Raw genomic sequence first — 16,075 nt, forward strand, 5'->3', positions numbered from 1 at the left:
GCATACCGTACGGCATATGAGTACTGTAGGTAGGGCCGCTGGAATGTCTCCAGCTCCTCCCGGCTGCCAGGGAGCCTAAAGCACCTGCAGGTCCTTCGGGTAGGCAGTAATAATCTTCGGTGCACCGGAGGTGATGATGAGGCTGTCTTCGATGCGTACTCCACCTTTACCTGGGACATAGATGCCCGGCTCGATGGTCAGGGTCATACCTTCGGCCAGTTCACCCGTCCCGGTCTTCGCGGCCGACGGCCCCTCGTGAACATCGAGGCCAATACCGTGGCCGGTGGAGTGGACGAAATACTCGCCATAGCCGGCTTCGCTAATAATGTCGCGGCAGGCCGCGTCGACGTCGACAAGCGAAGCTCCCGGCACCGACGCCTTCACGCCCGCTTCCTGTGCGCGCAGGACGATGTCGTAGATCTCCTGGGCGAACTCAGTCATTTCACCGATCACAAAGGTACGGGTGCAGTCTGAATTAAACCCACGGAGATGGGCGCCGAAATCGATGGTGACGAGATCGCCATTGCGTAGCTCACGGTCATCAGCACCATGGTGAGGTTTCGCGGAGTTCTCACCAGAAGCCACGATGGTATCGAAGCTGACGCGCTCCGAACCGAGCATGCGCATGCGGTATTCCAAATCCGCAGCAACCTGGCGCTCAGTGCGGCCAGCGGCAACCTCACCTGCCTCGATGAGCTCGGTAAGAGCCTGGTTAGCCAAAGCGGCGATTTCTTCGAGCTTCTGCAGCTCGATGTGGTCCTTGATGAGGCGAATATCTTCGATAACCCCGCTTACTGGCACCAACGTGACGCCTTCAGGCGCAGCCTCTTCCATGCGCTTAAGCTGTGACACGGTCACATAATCCGCCTCGTAGCCCACTCGCATTTCGCCGTCCAGTTGGCTAAGAAGATGCGGTCCTACGTCGCGGCCCAACACGGCCTCGATATCCGGAACCTCATCTGCGATCTGGGTGGTGTAGCGGCCATCGGTGGCCATCAGAGCGGAGAGATCCTTGCGCAGCAGCAGCCCACCATTGGAGCCGGAGAAACCCGTTAGGTAGCGCACGTGTGTCAAGTGCGTAATGACAACGCCGTCGATGCGCTGACCAGCCAGCGTTGAGGCTAGCCTGCGGCGGCGGTTGCTAAAACGAGTATCGGCTAGTGCCATGAGAGAACCACTCCAATCTTCCTAAAGGCGATACTCCATGATAGCTAATCCGCCACGAAGTACCTCAGAGCCGCGATGTAGCCATAGGAACCCAGCCCAGCGATGACGCCACGGGCGATGGGGCTGAGATACGAATGCTGGCGGAAGGATTCGCGTGCATGCACGTTGGATAGATGCACCTCAACGAAACCTGCGCCATCGGCGACCTCCGCCAACGCGTCGCGCAGGGCCACTGAGGTGTGGGTAAAGCCGCCGGGGTTGATTATGACCGGCCAGCCCTCATCTGCGGCGCGGTGCACGTAGTCGATGAGTTCACCTTCGTGATTGGACTGGAAGAATATAATCTCTTCCTGCCCGGCTGCTGCGCGCATACGCTTCTCGATGTCCTCGAGAGTTTCACTGCCGTAAATCTCCGGCTGGCGCTTTCCCAAGCGGTTGAGGTTGGGGCCGTTGAGCACAAGGATGGGCATGATGTTCTCCTGCGGATGCGATGGTTGAGGTCTTAAGCGCTGAGCTGCGCGTAAGCGGCACGCAGTTCGTTGTTGCTAGCGTCTTCAATGCGGGTTGTCTCCCCGATTCCAGTCAAGGCTACAAAGCGGATCTGGCCGTCGCGATTCTTCTTGTCATGGCGCATAGCGTCAAGCAATTCCTCGAAGTGCCCTTGCTCATACGTCGTGGGCAGCCCTACAGAGGTGAGGATATCGCGATGCGTCTGGACCAGCTCAGCGCTGATGAGACCGCGAGCGCGCGATAGATGGGCAATGAACATCATGCCCACCGCAACTGCGCGTCCGTGACGCCAGATGTAGTTTTCACGGCGCTCCACGGCATGGCCGAAGGTATGGCCGTAGTTGAGGGTTTCCCGCAAGCCAGATTCCTTGAGGTCTTGGCCCACAACGTGTGCCTTCACGGCGATGGAACGCTCAATTAGTTCAGGCAGGAAACCGTGCGGATCAAGGCAAGACACTGGATTATCGAGGTATCGCTCGATAATCACGGGATCGTGAATGAAGCCGGTCTTGATGATTTCAGCTGACCCCGCCACGATTTCATCCTCCGGAAGGGTGCGCAAACGGTCGAGATCCACGAACACCGAGTCAGGTTCGTGGAATGCACCCACGAGGTTCTTACCGGTGGCGGTATTGATGCCGGTCTTCCCTCCCACTGCGGCATCCACCATGGCCAAGAGCGTCGTCGGTGCCTGAATGACAGGGATACCGCGCATCCAGGTCGCTGCCGCGAAACCGGCAAGGTCTGTCACGGCTCCACCGCCAAGACCCACGACGGCGTCGCGGCGGCTAAATCCGGCCTTGCCCAACACGTCCCAGAGGTGTGCCAAGACGTCGAGCTGCTTGGCCGCTTCGGCGTCGGGAACCTCGGCCACAGTGGCCTCCAGCCCATGTTCGGCTGCAGCGGCGGCTAAAGCTTCGGCGGCAGCAGTAAGCGGAGGCTGATGGATGATAGCTATCTTAGCGGCGCCAATGGATGCGGCGCGCTCCACGATGCTCTGACTCAAATCCGTGCCGATGGTGACGTCGTAGGGCGATGGTCCGTTGACTGGGATGGTGTGCATGGTGGGAACGCTCCTTGTTGAATGCGGGCGCGGGGAGAGGATTACAGCGATTCGAGGAAGCTCAAAATGTCGCCCACTACCTGCTGCGGGGAGCGCACGCCGGTGCGCACCTTGAGGTCAGCGACCTCCGCGTAGAGCGGACGGCGCGTTTCGAGCAGCTGGGCATAATGTGCAAGCGGGTCTGCGGAGTCGAGAACCGGGCGGTTGCTATCACCCAAGGTGCGTGCCACGCCTTCTTCTGGGGTGACATCAAGGAAGACAACGTTGAGGTTAGCCAGCAGTGTGCGCGTGGACTCAGTCAGCACGGCGCCACCGCCAAGGCTGACGACGCCTTTGGTCGTCAATGCTTCTCGGACAACCTCGGCCTCGACCTCGCGAAATGCAGGTTCGCCCAGCTCGGAGAAAACCTTTCCACAAGGTTTGTCATAGCGCGCCTCGATAAGCTCATCTGAATCCACGAGGTCGCAATTCAATGCCCGGGCAAGGCGGCGGCCGATGGTGGATTTCCCGGCACCCGGTGGGCCGACGAGGACAACGTGTGGGGAGCTCATGCCTCACCCCACTCGAGGCGGCGCGCCACATACTCCTGGTATGAGGCAATGTTGCGCTTGGTCTCCTCCAGGGAGTCACCGCCGAATTTCTCCAGCACAGCGCGCGCGAGTACGAGTGCCACCATGGCCTCAGCCACGACGCCGGCTGCCGGCACGGCACACACATCTGAGCGTTGGTGAATAGCTGTCGCGGCGTCACCGGTAGTCATATCGACAGTCTTGAGTGCGCGCGGCACAGTGGAAATCGGCTTCATCGCCGCCCGCAGACGCAGGGTCTGACCATTAGTCATGCCACCTTCCAGGCCGCCCGCGCGGTTGCTTTCGCGCTCCACGCCTCCATCCGCAGGCACCATCTCATCGTGAGCTTCGCTGCCGCGACGACGAGCCTCCTCGAAACCGTCACCGACCTCGACGCCTTTGATGGCCTGGATACCCATAAGAGCTGCCGCAAGCTGTGCATCAAGGCGGTCCTCACCGGACGTGTGGGAGCCCAACCCAATGGGGAGGCCCTCGACGATGACCTCCACGATGCCGCCGAGGGTATCGCCCTGCTTCTTGGCGGATTCGATCTCAGAAATCATAGACTCCTCGGCAGCCTTATCGAAGGCCCGCACCGCGGAGGCATCGATATCCTCTAAGGCATCAAAGCTGGGGTGCGGTCCCTCGTAAGGTTCAGAGGCGCCGATGGAAATGACATGGGAGAGCACTTCGACGCCGAGGGTCTCGCGCAGAAAATTGCGGGCTACGGTCGCGGCCGCCACACGAGCAGCCGTCTCACGGGCAGAGGAACGCTCCAGGATAGGACGCGCCTCCTCGTGTCCAAACTTCACCATGCCGGCAAAATCAGCGTGCCCTGGGCGCGGGCGCGTCAAAGGGGCGCCGCGGCCGGAATTCATCGCCTTGGCTACCTCCGGATCCTCCATATCCAGCGCATCTGGAGACATGATGGTGGTCCACTTCGGCCACTCAGTATTGCCAATCATGATCGCAATGGGACTGCCCAGAGTTCGACCGTGGCGGATGCCGCTAAGCAGGGTGAGATCGTCAGCCTCAAACTTCATACGTGCGCCGCGACCATAGCCAAGGCGCCGCCGAGAAAGCTGGAGAGCGATGTCATTCTGAGAGACAGGCACCCCCGCCGGCATGTGCTCCATCATGGCGATGAGCGCTTGGCCGTGGGATTCACCTGCGGTAGTCCAACGAAGCATGCGCAACATTATCGCACGCCAGGTGTGGATTTGATGCCACTGGGCTGTGTATCACACCGTGTCGGGGCTGAAAATCAAGACAAGCCCTGTGGCGATGAGCATTCCAGGGCCGTGTGCCGGTGCGCGATCCCGCATCACGAGGCCCCACAGCACCGTGCTTATCGACGCCCCCATGATCGCCCCCAGAACCCCTATCACTCCCCCAACGTGGGCTGTTGCCATGCCGAGCGGGATCGCGAGCTTAAGATCCCCGCCGCCGATGCTGCCGCGCTGGGTGGCAAGCGCCAGCGCGATATAGAGCCCAGGCCATATCAACCCAACTGGGCTGAACCACCACAGCGATATCAGCGCTGCAGGAAGAGTGAGGTAATTGGGCAGCCGCTTGAAACGGATGTCATAGATGATTAAGGCGCACCCCCACGCCAGGAATACAAGAACCCCCATGGGCAGCGAGCTTACCCTGTACCAGTTCTGCGTGCGCGCCAGAAGGCTAGTGCTAGAAAGCTGCTACCAGAAGGCTAGGCCAGCGCGGCATTGAGGGCCGCGAGCATCTCCGTGCGCGGAGCGGTATGGCCAGTAAACTGCTCGAATTGCGAGAAGGCCTGGTGTGCCAACATGATGTGGCCGCCAACAGTGGCAAAACCATCGGCAGCCGCATACACGGTAAGCGGCGTGGGCCAGGGATCATAGATGACGTCAAACACAGGAGCCTTCGCTAGCTGTGTGAGATGGCTATCTAGGGCCGCCGAGGGAACGGTCGAGACAATGAGATCGACCGAACGGGCCACGCCCACCAGGTTCTCGGTGAAGGTGATGGCTCGGAGGGTGAGCCCAAGGGCGTCGGCAAGCGGGCGCAACTCCGCGAGGCGATCCGAGCGGTTGAGCACCGTGACATCCGTGACGCCGCGCTTGGCCAATCCCCACAGGACTGGGCGTGCAGTGCCACCTGCGCCAATAAGCAAAGCCGTCGTTGGTTGAGTCGCACCGAGCAGTTCCGCAAGCGCGCCGAGGACGCCCTCGGTATCGGTATTGTCCGCTCGCCACCCGTCATCAGTACGCACGAGGGTGTTGGCTGAGCCAATGAGCTCAGCGCGCTCACTCACGATGTCTGCATAGGTCAGGGCATCAAATTTGAGCGGCATCGTTACCGAAAATCCGAGGTACTCCTCACCCACCGTCTCCAAGAAGGCCGGCAAGTCAGTGACGTCGAACTTCGTGTATTCCCAGTCCTCAAGCTGCAGGGCGGCATAGCCCCCGTTGTGGAGAGCCGGGGACAGGGAGTGGGCAATGGGGCTGCCCAGGACTGCGGCGCGAGGCATCGGACTTACTGTTCCTCTGCAGCGGCCTCGTCTGGTGCAGCACCAGCGCCCTCGGCCTCACGCTGGCTGTCGAGGATGCCGGAGCGTACGGCGTCGTCGACGTTAGCTAGGTGCTCATCGTAGTTATCTGTAAACACCGTAGTTCCCTCACTGTCAACGGTGACGAAGAAGAGCCAGTTGCCCTCGGCCGGGTTCTCCATTGCTTCGATGGCCTCATTGGAGGGCGAAGCAATCGGAGTATCCGGAAGACCATCCTTAGCGTAGGTATTCCACGGCGTTTCGCGGTGACGGTCATCGTCGGTGGTTGCTAGCTCAACGTCCTCAAGGCCATAGTTCACCGTGGAGTCCATCTCAAGGCGCATAGGCTCGTCAAGACGGTTGAGGATGACGCGGGCAACCTTGTCGAATTCACCTGCCGGGGACTCGCGCTCAACCAAGGACGCAGAGGACAACAACTCGTAGGGAGTCAGTCCGATCGCCTGGGCTCGCTCAACAATATTAGTGTCGTTGTACTTCTTTGTTGAGCGCGTAATGAGGTCAGTGAGGATCTCCTGGGCATCCATGTTCGGATCGAGAACGTACTGGCCAGGGGCAATAAGTCCCTCGAGGCGCTTCGGGTCCTCGCCGCGGGCACGAACAGCGTCCAAGGCCCACTCCGGGGCTCCTAGCTCGGCCGGATCCACGGTTGCGGCGATCTTCTCCAAATCTTCAGCGGAAACGCATTCGCCCTCCTTGCAGGAAACTTGGGAAATCAGCGAGTAGATACCAAAGCGGACATCGCCGCCGACCACGTTGACGTCGAGAAGCGTGGCTCCTCCTTGGACGTCGAGCAGGTCGACCATGTTGGCGTCATCCAGCAGCGCTTCCACCGCTGACTTCGCACTCATCTCTTCCTGAAGTCGGTAAAAGCCCGGCTTGATCTGGCCAGCGCGCGGATTGCTATTGGCAGCTGATGAGAAGGCTTCCGGGGTCTTGACCACGTTTCTTTCCGCAAGTTCTGGGGCCAACTCACCCATCGATGAACCTTCCGGAACCTCAACGAGCTGTACCACGCCATTGCCTTGGCCTTCGTAATCCAAGCTGCTGCCTCCTCCTAAAATGCGGAATCCGATGTAGCCAAGAGCGCCGATAATAAGGACCAAGCTGGCGATGAGCACAGCCATTCCGCGTTGGCGGCGTTTAACGTGGTGGGGCTCCATCGAGCGTCCGATGCGTGAAGGGTTACGGCTCACGTACTTCGTCTCCTAGTTGTGAAGGCTGGTGGCCGTTCAACGCGACATCGCGCGCATCCAGCCAAGATTGCAAAATTTCCACGGCAGCCGCCTGGTCAATAACCGAGCGGCCACGTTTCTCTGATACACCAGAGGCCCGCAGCGCAGAGGTGGCCACCACCGTGGTGAGGCGTTCATCCACCATGCGCACGGGCGGAGGTGTCTTCATCGTGTCATCTTTTGCCAAGCGGCGGCGGATACGAAACGCTATTTCCTTGGCATGTTTCACGCTTTTGGAGCCATTGCCCTTGAGATCGCGCGGCAAGCCCACGGCCACCTCCACAACCTCGTACTCGCGGATGAGCTGAAGAAGACGGTCAATATCACCTTGATCGCGGTCCTTAAAGCCGGTTTCGCGCCGCACGGTTTCCACTGGCATGGCTAAGCGGGCTTCGCGGTCTGAGACGGCCACGCCGATACGCACAGTACCGACGTCAAGGCCCAGACGGCGGCCTGGGCCCGGGTCCTCTACTCCAGGTTTATCCGGCTCAACGGCCATGCAGTTCCTCCTCTGGGCTGGGACGGCGTTTACAGGGCAGACAGCTCGTCGCGTACGGCGTTGAAGGCTGCCTCAAGACCTGCAGCGTCGGCACCGGAGCCCTGGGCCATGTCGGGCTTGCCACCACCCTTGCCGTCGACATAGCCAGAGATGGTCTTCACCAGGTCTCCTGCCTTAACTCCGCGTTCATTGGCGGCCTTGGTAGCGCCGACGATGAACGGCATCTTGCCGCCCTCATTCTCAGAGGCGAGCACCACGATGCCTGCGGCATCACCCAGGCGGTTCTTGATATCGGAGGCCAAAGTGCGCAAATCACCACCGTTGACGCCGTTGGGTAGCTTGACAGAAATAACGGAGAAACCGTTAATGTCGGTCGCACCCGCAATCATGTCCGCAGTTTGGGACATGAGCTGGGCCTTGTGAAGGTCAGCGATCTGCTTCTCTGCTGCCTTAAGCTTCTCGGTGAGCTGCGCAATACGTTCTGGGAGATCCTCCGTCTGAACTTTAAGCTCGCGGGATACGCCTTCCACCAAAGCGGTTTCCTTGGAGTAGTAGCGGAAGGCATCCAAGCCCGAATAAGCCTCGATGCGGCGCGCGCCAGAGCCCACGGAGGATTCTCCCAGTACGGAGACAGGGCCGATTTCGGACGTGTTGGTCACGTGAGTACCACCACAGAGCTCAATGGAGAAAGGCCCGCCCATCTCCACAACGCGGACATCGGAACCGTAGTTTTCCCCAAAGAGCGCCATGGCACCCATGTCCTTGGCTTTATCCAGGGTGGTCTCGATGGTGTGGACTGGGAAATGCTGGTCGACGGCCTGGTTGGTCACCAGGGCGATCTCCTCCAGCTGTTCCGGGGTGAGCTGCTCGGTGTAGTTGAAATCGAAGCGCAGGTAGCCTGGTCGGTTCAAGGAGCCAGCCTGGACTGCGGTGGGGCCAAGCACCTGGCGCAGGGCAGCGTGGATGAGGTGGGTTGCGGAGTGCGCCTGGACGGCTCCGTGGCGCCACTGCTCATCCACCTCAGCGGTAACACCGCTGCCCAGTTCGAGTCCGCCGGAGGTCACAGTGGCCTTGTGAACCCACAGCTTCTTGCCTACCTTCTGGACATCATTGACCTCAAGCAGGGTCTCCCCCGCGAGGATGCGGCCGCGGTCAGCGGTCTGGCCGCCGGCCTCGGCGTAGAGCGGTGACTGGTCCAAGATCACCTCAACGGTATCTCCCGCCTGAACCTCGGAGACCTTTTCGCCATCGCGAACCAGACCGATGACCTTGGCATCGGACTCAAGAGTCTCGTAGCCAGTAAAGACGGTCGGGTTGTTATCGACCCAGTCGCGGTAGAGCGAGAGGTCAGCGTGGCCGTGCTTCTTAGCTTGGCTATCGGCCTTGGCGCGGCGGCGCTGCTCACCCATAGCGGCATCAAAGCCGTCCATGTCCACGCTGAGGCCGGCTTCTTGAGCCATCTCAAGCGTCAGGTCGATGGGGAAACCATAGGTATCGTGCAGCTCAAAGGCCTTCTCTCCGGACAGCACCTTCGGGGTTGCCGCACGGGAGGTGTTCTTGAGCTCATCCACGGCTTCGTCGAAAAGCTTGGTGCCGGACTCCAGGGTCTTAAGGAAGGCCCTTTCCTCTGCCACGGCTACGCGCAGGATGCGCTCGCGGTTGTCTGCGATCTCGGGGTAGGACGGAGTCATGGTGTCCATGATGGTGTTCATCAAGCGTTCCATGGTCTCGCCCCGGGCTCCGAGCAACTTGGCGGACCGAATGATGCGGCGCAGTAGGCGGCGCAGGATGTAGCCACGGCCTTCATTACCCGGGGTCACGCCGTCGAGGATCAGCATCATGCCGGTACGCGAGTGGTCAGCCACCACGCGGAAGCGGATGAGGTCCTCCTTCGGTGCATCCGGAACGTACGTCGCACCGGTAAGCTTCTCAGCTACGTCGATAACCGGGCGCAGCAGATCCGTCTCATAGACGTTATCCACGCCCTGCAGGATGCAGGCCACGCGCTCGATGCCCATACCGGTATCGATGTTCTTCTTGGGCAGCTCGCCGACGATCTCAAAGTTTCCCTTACCGATGCCCTCACCGCGCTCGTTCTGCATGAAGACCAGGTTCCAGATCTCCATATAGCGGTTATCGTCCTCGATGGGGCCGCCGTCTTTGCCGTACTCCGGGCCGCGGTCATAGTAGATCTCAGAACACGGACCACAAGGTCCGGGGATACCCATGGACCAGTAGTTATCCTCCATTCCGAGGCGCTGAATGCGTTCGCGGGGAACACCAATCTTGGTGTGCCAGATATCGGCTGCCTCATCGTCATCGAGGTAGACCGTAACCCACAGGCGCTCTGGGTCAAGGCCCAAACCGCCCTCGTCAACGGAGTTTGTCAGCAGCGTCCAAGCGTGGGTAATAGCACCTTCCTTGAAGTACTGACCGAAGGAAAAGTTACCCGCCATCTGGAAGAAAGTGTTGTGACGGGTGGTGATACCTACCTCTTCGATGTCCAGGGTGCGCACGCACTTCTGGATGCTGGTAGCCGTGCCATTGGCAAAAGGTGGGTTCTGCTGACCTAGGAAGTAGGGCTTGAAGGGAACCATGCCGGCGTTGACGAAGAGCAAGTTCGGGTCATCCAGGATCAACGACGCGCTGGGCACGGCTTCGTGGCCGGCCTTGACGAAGTGCTGGGTAAATCGTTCCCGGATCTCATGAGTCTTCACGAGCAAAAGTCCTTCACTGTTGAGTCGTTTCTAGTCAGCGCTCAACTTTACCCGTCGTGGGGCATGCTTATCGACGCCGCCCCCGAATGATGTCTCGCAATCTTCCCAAATAGTCACGCACGCGCGTTTCCGCACCGTGGTCAGTGGGGTGATAATACGTGGCGTCACCAAGCGCATCCGGCATGTATTGCTGCGCGACGACTCCCCGGGGATCATCGTGCGGATAGATATAACCCACAGCGTTGCCGAGGCGCTTCGCCCCTTCGTAATGGCCATCACGCAGATGAGCGGGGACGTGGCCAATCTTGCCAGCTTGGACATCGGCTTGGGCTGCATTGATGGCATTAATGACGGAATTGGACTTCGGCGCGGTGGCCAGGTGAATGGTGGCTTGGGCCAGCGGAATGCGGGCCTCCGGCAGTCCGATGAGCGCTGCGGCCTCCGCGGCAGCCACCGCGGTGGGAAGGGCCGTGGGATCCGCCATGCCGATGTCTTCAGAGGCATGGATGATAAGCCTGCGAGCAATAAACCGGGGGTCTTCCCCTGCCTCGACCATGCGGGCAAGGTAATGCAACGCTGCGTCGACATCAGAGCCGCGGATGGACTTGATAAAGGCGGACACCACGTCATAGTGCTGGTCGCCGTCGCGGTCATAACGAACGACTGCGCGATTAACGTTCGCGGTGAGAACCTCACTTGTCAGTTCCCCGCCATCCGGTACGGCCTCCGCTGCGGCTTCCAAGTAGGTCAACGTGCGACGGGCGTCTCCCCCAGCCAGCAACACGAGCTGATCCAAGGCTTCGTCGCTTGCGGTGATACGCCCATCCAATCCCCGCTCGCTGGTGAGCGCACGTTCGGCAAGGGTACGAAGGGCAGCATCATCAAGCGGCTGCAAATGGCACAGAAGGGAGCGCGATAGCAACGGCGCTACGACTGAAAATGAGGGGTTCTCCGTGGTCGCAGCCACAAGGAGAACGGTGCGGTTTTCGACGGCAGCAAGCAACGCGTCCTGCTGGGTCTTTGAAAAGCGGTGAACCTCGTCGATGAAGAGGACGGTACGGCGGCCTTCGATCAACTCGCGACGAGCGTGCGTAATAACCTCACGGACTTGCTTGACTCCAGAATCCAGAGCAGAAAGGCCAATGAAGTTATCTCCTAGGGCGGACGCGATGAGTGACGCCAAGGTGGTTTTACCCGTTCCGGGAGGACCATAGAGAATAACGGAGGCTTCCCCGGAGCCCTCCACAAGGCGGCGCAGCGGAGTGCCCGGTTCCAGAAGGTGCTCCTGCCCCACTACCTCATCAAGGCTCTGCGGGCGCATACGAGCAGCGAGGGGCGAGCCGGAGTGCGTAGCAAACATGTCTGCGCCCGCCGCAGCCGGGCGGAACGTGGCGGTATCATCGCCGAAAAGGGAATCCTGACCCATTAGGAATCCTGCAAACGATGAGCGACGCGGCCACTAAACTCCGCAACGTCTGCGCACATGTCATTGGGACACAGCGCGGCAAAACGTGACAGCGCTTCGAAGGTCTCGTACAGGTCGCGCCGAATGAGGTGTTCATCCTCAGTGAACGGGCCCCGATCCGACGGCCGCAGGAGTGAGCGCTGCGGGTCATGGTTGATGTCCGCATTGCCCTCCGACAACGCCACCACACCTTCGATGCCGCCCGCGTACATCGTTGTGACGCTGGAAAAAGCCCAACCAATGAGGCAGGCGACGAGCAGCTCATGCAGTGTTTGCTCATCCGCCAACTGCGGCCAGACATCGACGATGCGTCGTTGCCAGGCGTGGATAAACACCTCTGCTTCCTCATCGCTAATGGGGCGCGTAAAGAGGAACTGCGGGAAGCCGGCCACCACACAAGCCACGTCAAAGCCGACGTTGCGGAAACCTGCCCACTCGTAGTCCAAGAAGGTCAGGGTGTGTCCCACAATGATGTTGTCTGGGGAGAGGTCAAAAGGGGTAAAGGCGCGGATTCGTCCCGAGCTCAGGTTCCCAGTAGCTGTGCGGGCCAACTCCAGCACGTGTTCCGGGGGTTCTATACCGGCTTCGGTGAGGATATCAGCGCCGATGAGGATAGAACTTTGCAGAGAGTCATCACGCAGCGCTTGGTGCTCGGCATACTCTGGGTGCTTGCGCAGCTGACGATTGAGCAACGCATCATAATCCTCTTTGCGGCTTGCCGTTCCGACATGCATTTTGCCGAGCGCGCTGCCGAGCCTGCGAAGCAGATCGCGGCGCTCGTTCTCATCGCTTCGCGTGAGAGTATCGGCAAGAGTATCGCCATCGCCAGCATCTGACAGCACGAGAATGCGCTTGTCGACGTCATGCGCCAACAACACCGGCCCCGGGCGCACCTCTTCCGACAGAGAGGTGGTGAATTGATACGCCACTACCTCGCGCAAGAGGGCGGCATCGTCGATAGTGTGGCCGGTAACCGGGTTGTATTTGATGACGACCGAGCGGTGAGGAAAGAAGGCACTTGGCGTGGTTCGTGCGCGCAGCACGACGGCGTTGCCGGAACCACCGAGAGATTCAATATCACTCAGCTCCGGTTCACCGCCGAAGCGGCGGGACAGCATCTGCGATGCTTCCTCGACCACGCTGTTTTCGACTGATTCCTGCTCCACAGCATTCACTGGCTCGTCTGCCTCCACTTGTCATTGGCCCAATCATGATACTCGCCTCTCGACCACGCGGCACGGCGCCCCCTCATCAAGGAGGCGACGCGCACGCACACGTGGCTAGAGGCAGATCATGTGATTGTGGACTGCGTTCATAGACCAGATAAAGGCCTATTCTGCCTTGGCCTCAGCCTTTGCAGCCTTATCAGCCTTTGCGGCCTTCTCCGGCTTGAAATCGACACCCGTCTCCTTACGCTGTGCCGCTGGGATGGTGCCAGGGGCGTCGGTCAGCGGATCCACGCCACCACCGGACTTCGGGAAGGCAATGACGTCACGAATGGAATCAAACCCGCCCAGAAGGGAGACGATACGGTCCCAGCCGAAGGCGATGCCGCCGTGCGGCGGTGCACCGAACTGGAATGCGTCGAGCAGGAAGCCGAACTTCTCCTGGGCTTCTTCCTCACCAATCCCCATCACATCGAAGACACGCTTCTGCACGTCCTGGTTGTGGATACGGATGGAACCGCCGCCAATCTCGTTGCCGTTGCAGACAATGTCGTAGGCATACGCGAGGGCCTCGCCCGGCTCCTTATCGAAGGTGTCGAGGTATTCCGGCTTCGGGGAAGTAAAGGCGTGGTGGACAGCAGTCCACTTCGAGTGCCCCAGAGCAACATCACCGGATGCCGTGGCATCTGCGGAAGGCTCAAAGAGCGGTGCGTCGACAACCCAGGTAAAGGCCCAGTCGCCGTCCTTGATGAGATCGAGCTTCTTAGCAATCTCGCCACGCGCCGCACCCAGCAGTGCGCGGGAAGACTTAGTGTCGCCCGCAGCGAAGAAAATAGCGTCACCCGGCTTGGCACCAACGTGCTCCGCGATGCCCTCGCGCTCGGCATCGGTAATGTTCTTGGCCACCGGACCACCCAAGGTACCGTCCTCAGCGATGGTGATGTAGGCAAGGCCCTTGGCGCCACGCTGCTTGGCCCATTCCTGCCAGGCATCGAACTGGCGGCGTGGCTGAGAAGCGCCACCTTCCATGACGACAGCGCCGACGTACTCGTTCTGGAACACGCGGAAAGTGGTGTCCTTGAAGAAGTCGGTGCACTCCACGATCTTGATGTCAAAACGCAGGTCCGGCTTGTCAGAGCCGTAGTACTTCATCGCATCGGCGTAGGTCATGCGCGGAATCGGGGTCTGGATCTCATAGCCAATGAGCTTCCACAGAGCGGAAACAATCTCTTCTGCCAAGGCGATGACATCGTCCTGGTCAACGAAGGACATCTCCACATCGAGCTGGGTAAACTCCGGCTGACGATCAGCACGGAAGTCCTCATCGCGGTAGCAGCGAGCGATCTGGTAGTAGCGCTCCATGCCAGACACCATGAGCAGCTGCTTGAACAGCTGCGGGGACTGCGGCAGGGCGTACCAGCTGCCCGGCTTCAGACGCGCCGGAACCAGGAAGTCACGAGCACCTTCCGGGGTGGAACGGGTCAGAGTAGGAGTCTCAATCTCGGTGAAGTCGTGGCTATCCAGCACCTGGCGGGCTGCACGGTTCGCTGCAGAACGCAGGCGCAGGGCATTGGCCTGGCGCTCGCGGCGCAAATCCAAGTAACGGTACTTCAGACGAGTCTCTTCGCCTACCTCACCGGAGGAAGAGGGGTCATCAATCTGGAACGGAAGCGCTGCAGACGTGTTGAGCACCTCGAGCTCGGTGACGTTGACTTCAATCTCACCAGAGGCAAGGTTCGGGTTTGCAGAGCCGTCCGGGCGGGGCTCAACCACGCCTGTGACCTTCACGCAGTACTCAGAGCGCAGGTCGTGAGCGCGTTCGGCCACCTCGGTTTCGCGAAAGACTACCTGGGCAACGCCGGAGCGGTCACGCAGGTCGATGAAGATAACACCGCCATGGTCGCGACGACGGGCCACCCAACCAGTCAGCGTGACGGTCTCCCCCGCCAGCTCCTTGCGCAGTTCGCCTGCCAGATGTGTACGCAGCACGTTCGTTCAATCCCTTCTTATTGTTGACGCTCATGCCCACCCACGCCACGCGTAAACAGCACGCGCCGAGGAGCACAAGAATTTGAACAGCCCAAGTCTACCGCTCCCTCCAGACGCGCTCAGCGCGGGGGCCAGGCACCGTCTCCACGCAGCTCCCCATGAAGCACAGCCAAGCCACTCTGCGTGTGGCAGAATCTGTTTCATGACTTTCAAATCTGGCGCAAGTTTCGACGGCAAGCGAGCCAGCTCAGGCGGTGGCGGCCGTGGCGGAATGATTGCTACCGGCGGCGGCGTGGGCTCCCTCCTCCTTATTGGCCTGTACCTCCTGCTGGGCGGCGACCCGGGAGCGCTCACCACTGATCAAACACAGCCTGACCAAACTCAGGTAAGCCCCGAAGAAGGCGGCGAGGATGCCTTCGCACACTGCCAGACTGCAGAAGACGGCAACAAGTACGACGATTGCCGTGTCATGTTTGCGGCACAGTCAGTAGATAAAGTCTGGGCGAAGCAGCTTCCGGAGCAGGCGGGCCTGGAGTATTCCGAGCCAGGCCGCGTCATTTTCAACAACACGACGGTCTCTGGTTGTGGCCAAGCTTCCGGCGCCACCGGCCCCTTCTACTGCCCTGCCGATGAGTCTGCCTATTTCGACACCGCGTTCTTTGATCAGCTTCGCAACTTCGGAGGCGAAAATGCGCCGCTGGCACAGATGTACATCGTCGCTCACGAATTTGGTCACCACATCCAAAAGCTTGAAGGAACGCTGAGCCTTTCCAACTACAACGACCCCGGCGAGGACTCCAATGCGGTCAAGATCGAGCTGCAGGCAGATTGCTACGCAGGCCTGTGGGCACACTACGCAGACGAAGGTGATGATGCCCTCCTAGAAACCATCACTGAACAACAGGTCACTGATGCTGTTAACACTGCTCGTGCGGTGGGCGATGACAACATTCAGCGTCGTTCTGGCGGCGAGGTACGCCCGGATACGTGGACGCATGGCTCCTCCGAGGACCGCGCCAAAGCCTTCTTGGCGGGCTACGAGTCCGGCAAAATGGCGCAATGCGACACGTTGGAGCGTGGAGTCTACAAGTCCTAGCTGTAGTTAAGTTGGCGCGCCAGCAGCCTTGCCTTCCCTCTCACTGTGCACATC

At 60.1% G+C, this 16,075-nt stretch carries 14 protein-coding genes; 1 reads left to right on the forward strand and 13 read right to left on the reverse strand.

Annotation, left to right across the window (positions count from 1 at the left end):
- Positions 1 to 75: 75 nt before the first annotated feature.
- The 13 genes from I6J26_RS00700 to aspS all read right to left on the reverse strand — a co-directional run bounded on the left by I6J26_RS00700 (position 76) and on the right by aspS (position 14,925).
- Positions 76 to 1,167 (reverse strand): M24 family metallopeptidase, encoded by a 1,092-nt coding sequence (locus I6J26_RS00700; RefSeq protein WP_115022327.1) that lies wholly within the window; start codon positions 1,165 to 1,167, stop codon positions 76 to 78.
- Positions 1,168 to 1,211: 44 nt separating this feature from the next.
- Entirely contained in the window at positions 1,212 to 1,637 is a 426-nt protein-coding gene (gene aroQ / locus I6J26_RS00705) for a type II 3-dehydroquinate dehydratase (protein WP_115022328.1), read from the reverse strand.
- Between the two features lie 32 nt (positions 1,638 to 1,669).
- Positions 1,670 to 2,740, reverse strand: a complete 1,071-nt coding sequence (gene aroB, locus I6J26_RS00710) for a 3-dehydroquinate synthase (RefSeq protein ID WP_115022329.1) — start codon at positions 2,738 to 2,740, stop codon at positions 1,670 to 1,672.
- Between the two features lie 41 nt (positions 2,741 to 2,781).
- Positions 2,782 to 3,291 carry a shikimate kinase gene (locus tag I6J26_RS00715; RefSeq protein ID WP_039675642.1) on the reverse strand — a complete coding sequence of 170 codons (510 nt, stop codon included), beginning with the start codon at positions 3,289 to 3,291 and terminating at the stop codon, positions 2,782 to 2,784.
- Positions 3,288 to 4,499 (reverse strand): chorismate synthase, encoded by a 1,212-nt coding sequence (gene aroC / locus I6J26_RS00720; protein ID WP_115024359.1) that lies wholly within the window; start codon positions 4,497 to 4,499, stop codon positions 3,288 to 3,290. Before aroC ends, I6J26_RS00715 begins: the two co-directional genes overlap by 4 nt.
- 51 nt (positions 4,500 to 4,550) lie before the next feature.
- Positions 4,551 to 4,943: a prepilin peptidase gene (locus I6J26_RS00725; protein WP_039675644.1), complete on the reverse strand. Its 393-nt coding sequence runs from the start codon at positions 4,941 to 4,943 to the stop codon at positions 4,551 to 4,553.
- A 74-nt stretch (positions 4,944 to 5,017) separates the two neighbouring features.
- Positions 5,018 to 5,818, reverse strand: a complete 801-nt coding sequence (locus I6J26_RS00730) for a shikimate dehydrogenase (RefSeq protein ID WP_115022330.1) — start codon at positions 5,816 to 5,818, stop codon at positions 5,018 to 5,020.
- A 5-nt stretch (positions 5,819 to 5,823) separates the two neighbouring features.
- Entirely contained in the window at positions 5,824 to 7,017 is a 1,194-nt protein-coding gene (gene mltG, locus I6J26_RS00735) for an endolytic transglycosylase MltG (protein ID WP_115024361.1), read from the reverse strand.
- Positions 7,018 to 7,039: 22 nt separating this feature from the next.
- Positions 7,040 to 7,588: a Holliday junction resolvase RuvX gene (gene ruvX / locus I6J26_RS00740; RefSeq protein ID WP_039675658.1), complete on the reverse strand. Its 549-nt coding sequence runs from the start codon at positions 7,586 to 7,588 to the stop codon at positions 7,040 to 7,042.
- Positions 7,589 to 7,617: 29 nt separating this feature from the next.
- Positions 7,618 to 10,305, reverse strand: a complete 2,688-nt coding sequence (gene alaS, locus I6J26_RS00745; protein WP_115022331.1) for an alanine--tRNA ligase — start codon at positions 10,303 to 10,305, stop codon at positions 7,618 to 7,620.
- Positions 10,306 to 10,372: 67 nt separating this feature from the next.
- Entirely contained in the window at positions 10,373 to 11,731 is a 1,359-nt protein-coding gene (locus I6J26_RS00750) for a replication-associated recombination protein A (RefSeq protein ID WP_115022332.1), read from the reverse strand.
- Complete coding sequence (locus I6J26_RS00755) at positions 11,731 to 12,888, reverse strand: phosphotransferase (protein WP_115024363.1); 1,158 nt, start codon at positions 12,886 to 12,888, stop codon at positions 11,731 to 11,733. The genes I6J26_RS00750 and I6J26_RS00755 overlap by 1 nt, the downstream gene beginning before the upstream one ends.
- 213 nt (positions 12,889 to 13,101) lie before the next feature.
- On the reverse strand, positions 13,102 to 14,925 hold the full coding sequence (aspS, locus tag I6J26_RS00760; RefSeq protein WP_115022334.1) for an aspartate--tRNA ligase: 1,824 nt from the start codon (positions 14,923 to 14,925) through the stop codon (positions 13,102 to 13,104).
- Between the two features lie 202 nt (positions 14,926 to 15,127).
- On the opposite strand from aspS, the gene ypfJ reads away from it, so the two are divergent.
- Positions 15,128 to 16,021 carry a KPN_02809 family neutral zinc metallopeptidase gene (ypfJ, locus tag I6J26_RS00765; RefSeq protein ID WP_115022336.1) on the forward strand — a complete coding sequence of 298 codons (894 nt, stop codon included), beginning with the start codon at positions 15,128 to 15,130 and terminating at the stop codon, positions 16,019 to 16,021.
- Positions 16,022 to 16,075 lie beyond the last annotated feature (54 nt).

It is taken from the genome of Corynebacterium minutissimum (assembly GCF_016889765.1).
Classification (GTDB): Bacteria; Actinomycetota; Actinomycetes; order Mycobacteriales; family Mycobacteriaceae; genus Corynebacterium; species Corynebacterium minutissimum_B.

Bases quoted from the DNA above. Each gene is read 5' to 3' on its own strand.
- aroC (WP_115024359.1), bottom strand. From the start codon at position 4,499: ATGCTTCGTTGGACTACCGCAGGTGAATCCCACGGCCAAGCGCTCATC.
- I6J26_RS00715 (WP_039675642.1), bottom strand. From the start codon at position 3,291: ATGAGCTCCCCACACGTTGTCCTCGTCGGCCCACCGGGTGCCGGGAAA.
- aroB (WP_115022329.1), bottom strand. From the start codon at position 2,740: ATGCACACCATCCCAGTCAACGGACCATCGCCCTACGACGTCACCATC.
- ypfJ (WP_115022336.1), top strand. From the start codon at position 15,128: ATGACTTTCAAATCTGGCGCAAGTTTCGACGGCAAGCGAGCCAGCTCA.
- I6J26_RS00750 (WP_115022332.1), bottom strand. From the start codon at position 11,731: ATGGGTCAGGATTCCCTTTTCGGCGATGATACCGCCACGTTCCGCCCG.
- I6J26_RS00725 (WP_039675644.1), bottom strand. From the start codon at position 4,943: ATGGGGGTTCTTGTATTCCTGGCGTGGGGGTGCGCCTTAATCATCTAT.
- mltG (WP_115024361.1), bottom strand. From the start codon at position 7,017: ATGGAGCCCCACCACGTTAAACGCCGCCAACGCGGAATGGCTGTGCTC.
- aroQ (WP_115022328.1), bottom strand. From the start codon at position 1,637: ATGCCCATCCTTGTGCTCAACGGCCCCAACCTCAACCGCTTGGGAAAG.
- I6J26_RS00730 (WP_115022330.1), bottom strand. From the start codon at position 5,818: ATGCCTCGCGCCGCAGTCCTGGGCAGCCCCATTGCCCACTCCCTGTCC.
- ruvX (WP_039675658.1), bottom strand. From the start codon at position 7,588: ATGGCCGTTGAGCCGGATAAACCTGGAGTAGAGGACCCGGGCCCAGGC.
- I6J26_RS00755 (WP_115024363.1), bottom strand. From the start codon at position 12,888: ATGCTGTCCCGCCGCTTCGGCGGTGAACCGGAGCTGAGTGATATTGAA.
- I6J26_RS00700 (WP_115022327.1), bottom strand. From the start codon at position 1,167: ATGGCACTAGCCGATACTCGTTTTAGCAACCGCCGCCGCAGGCTAGCC.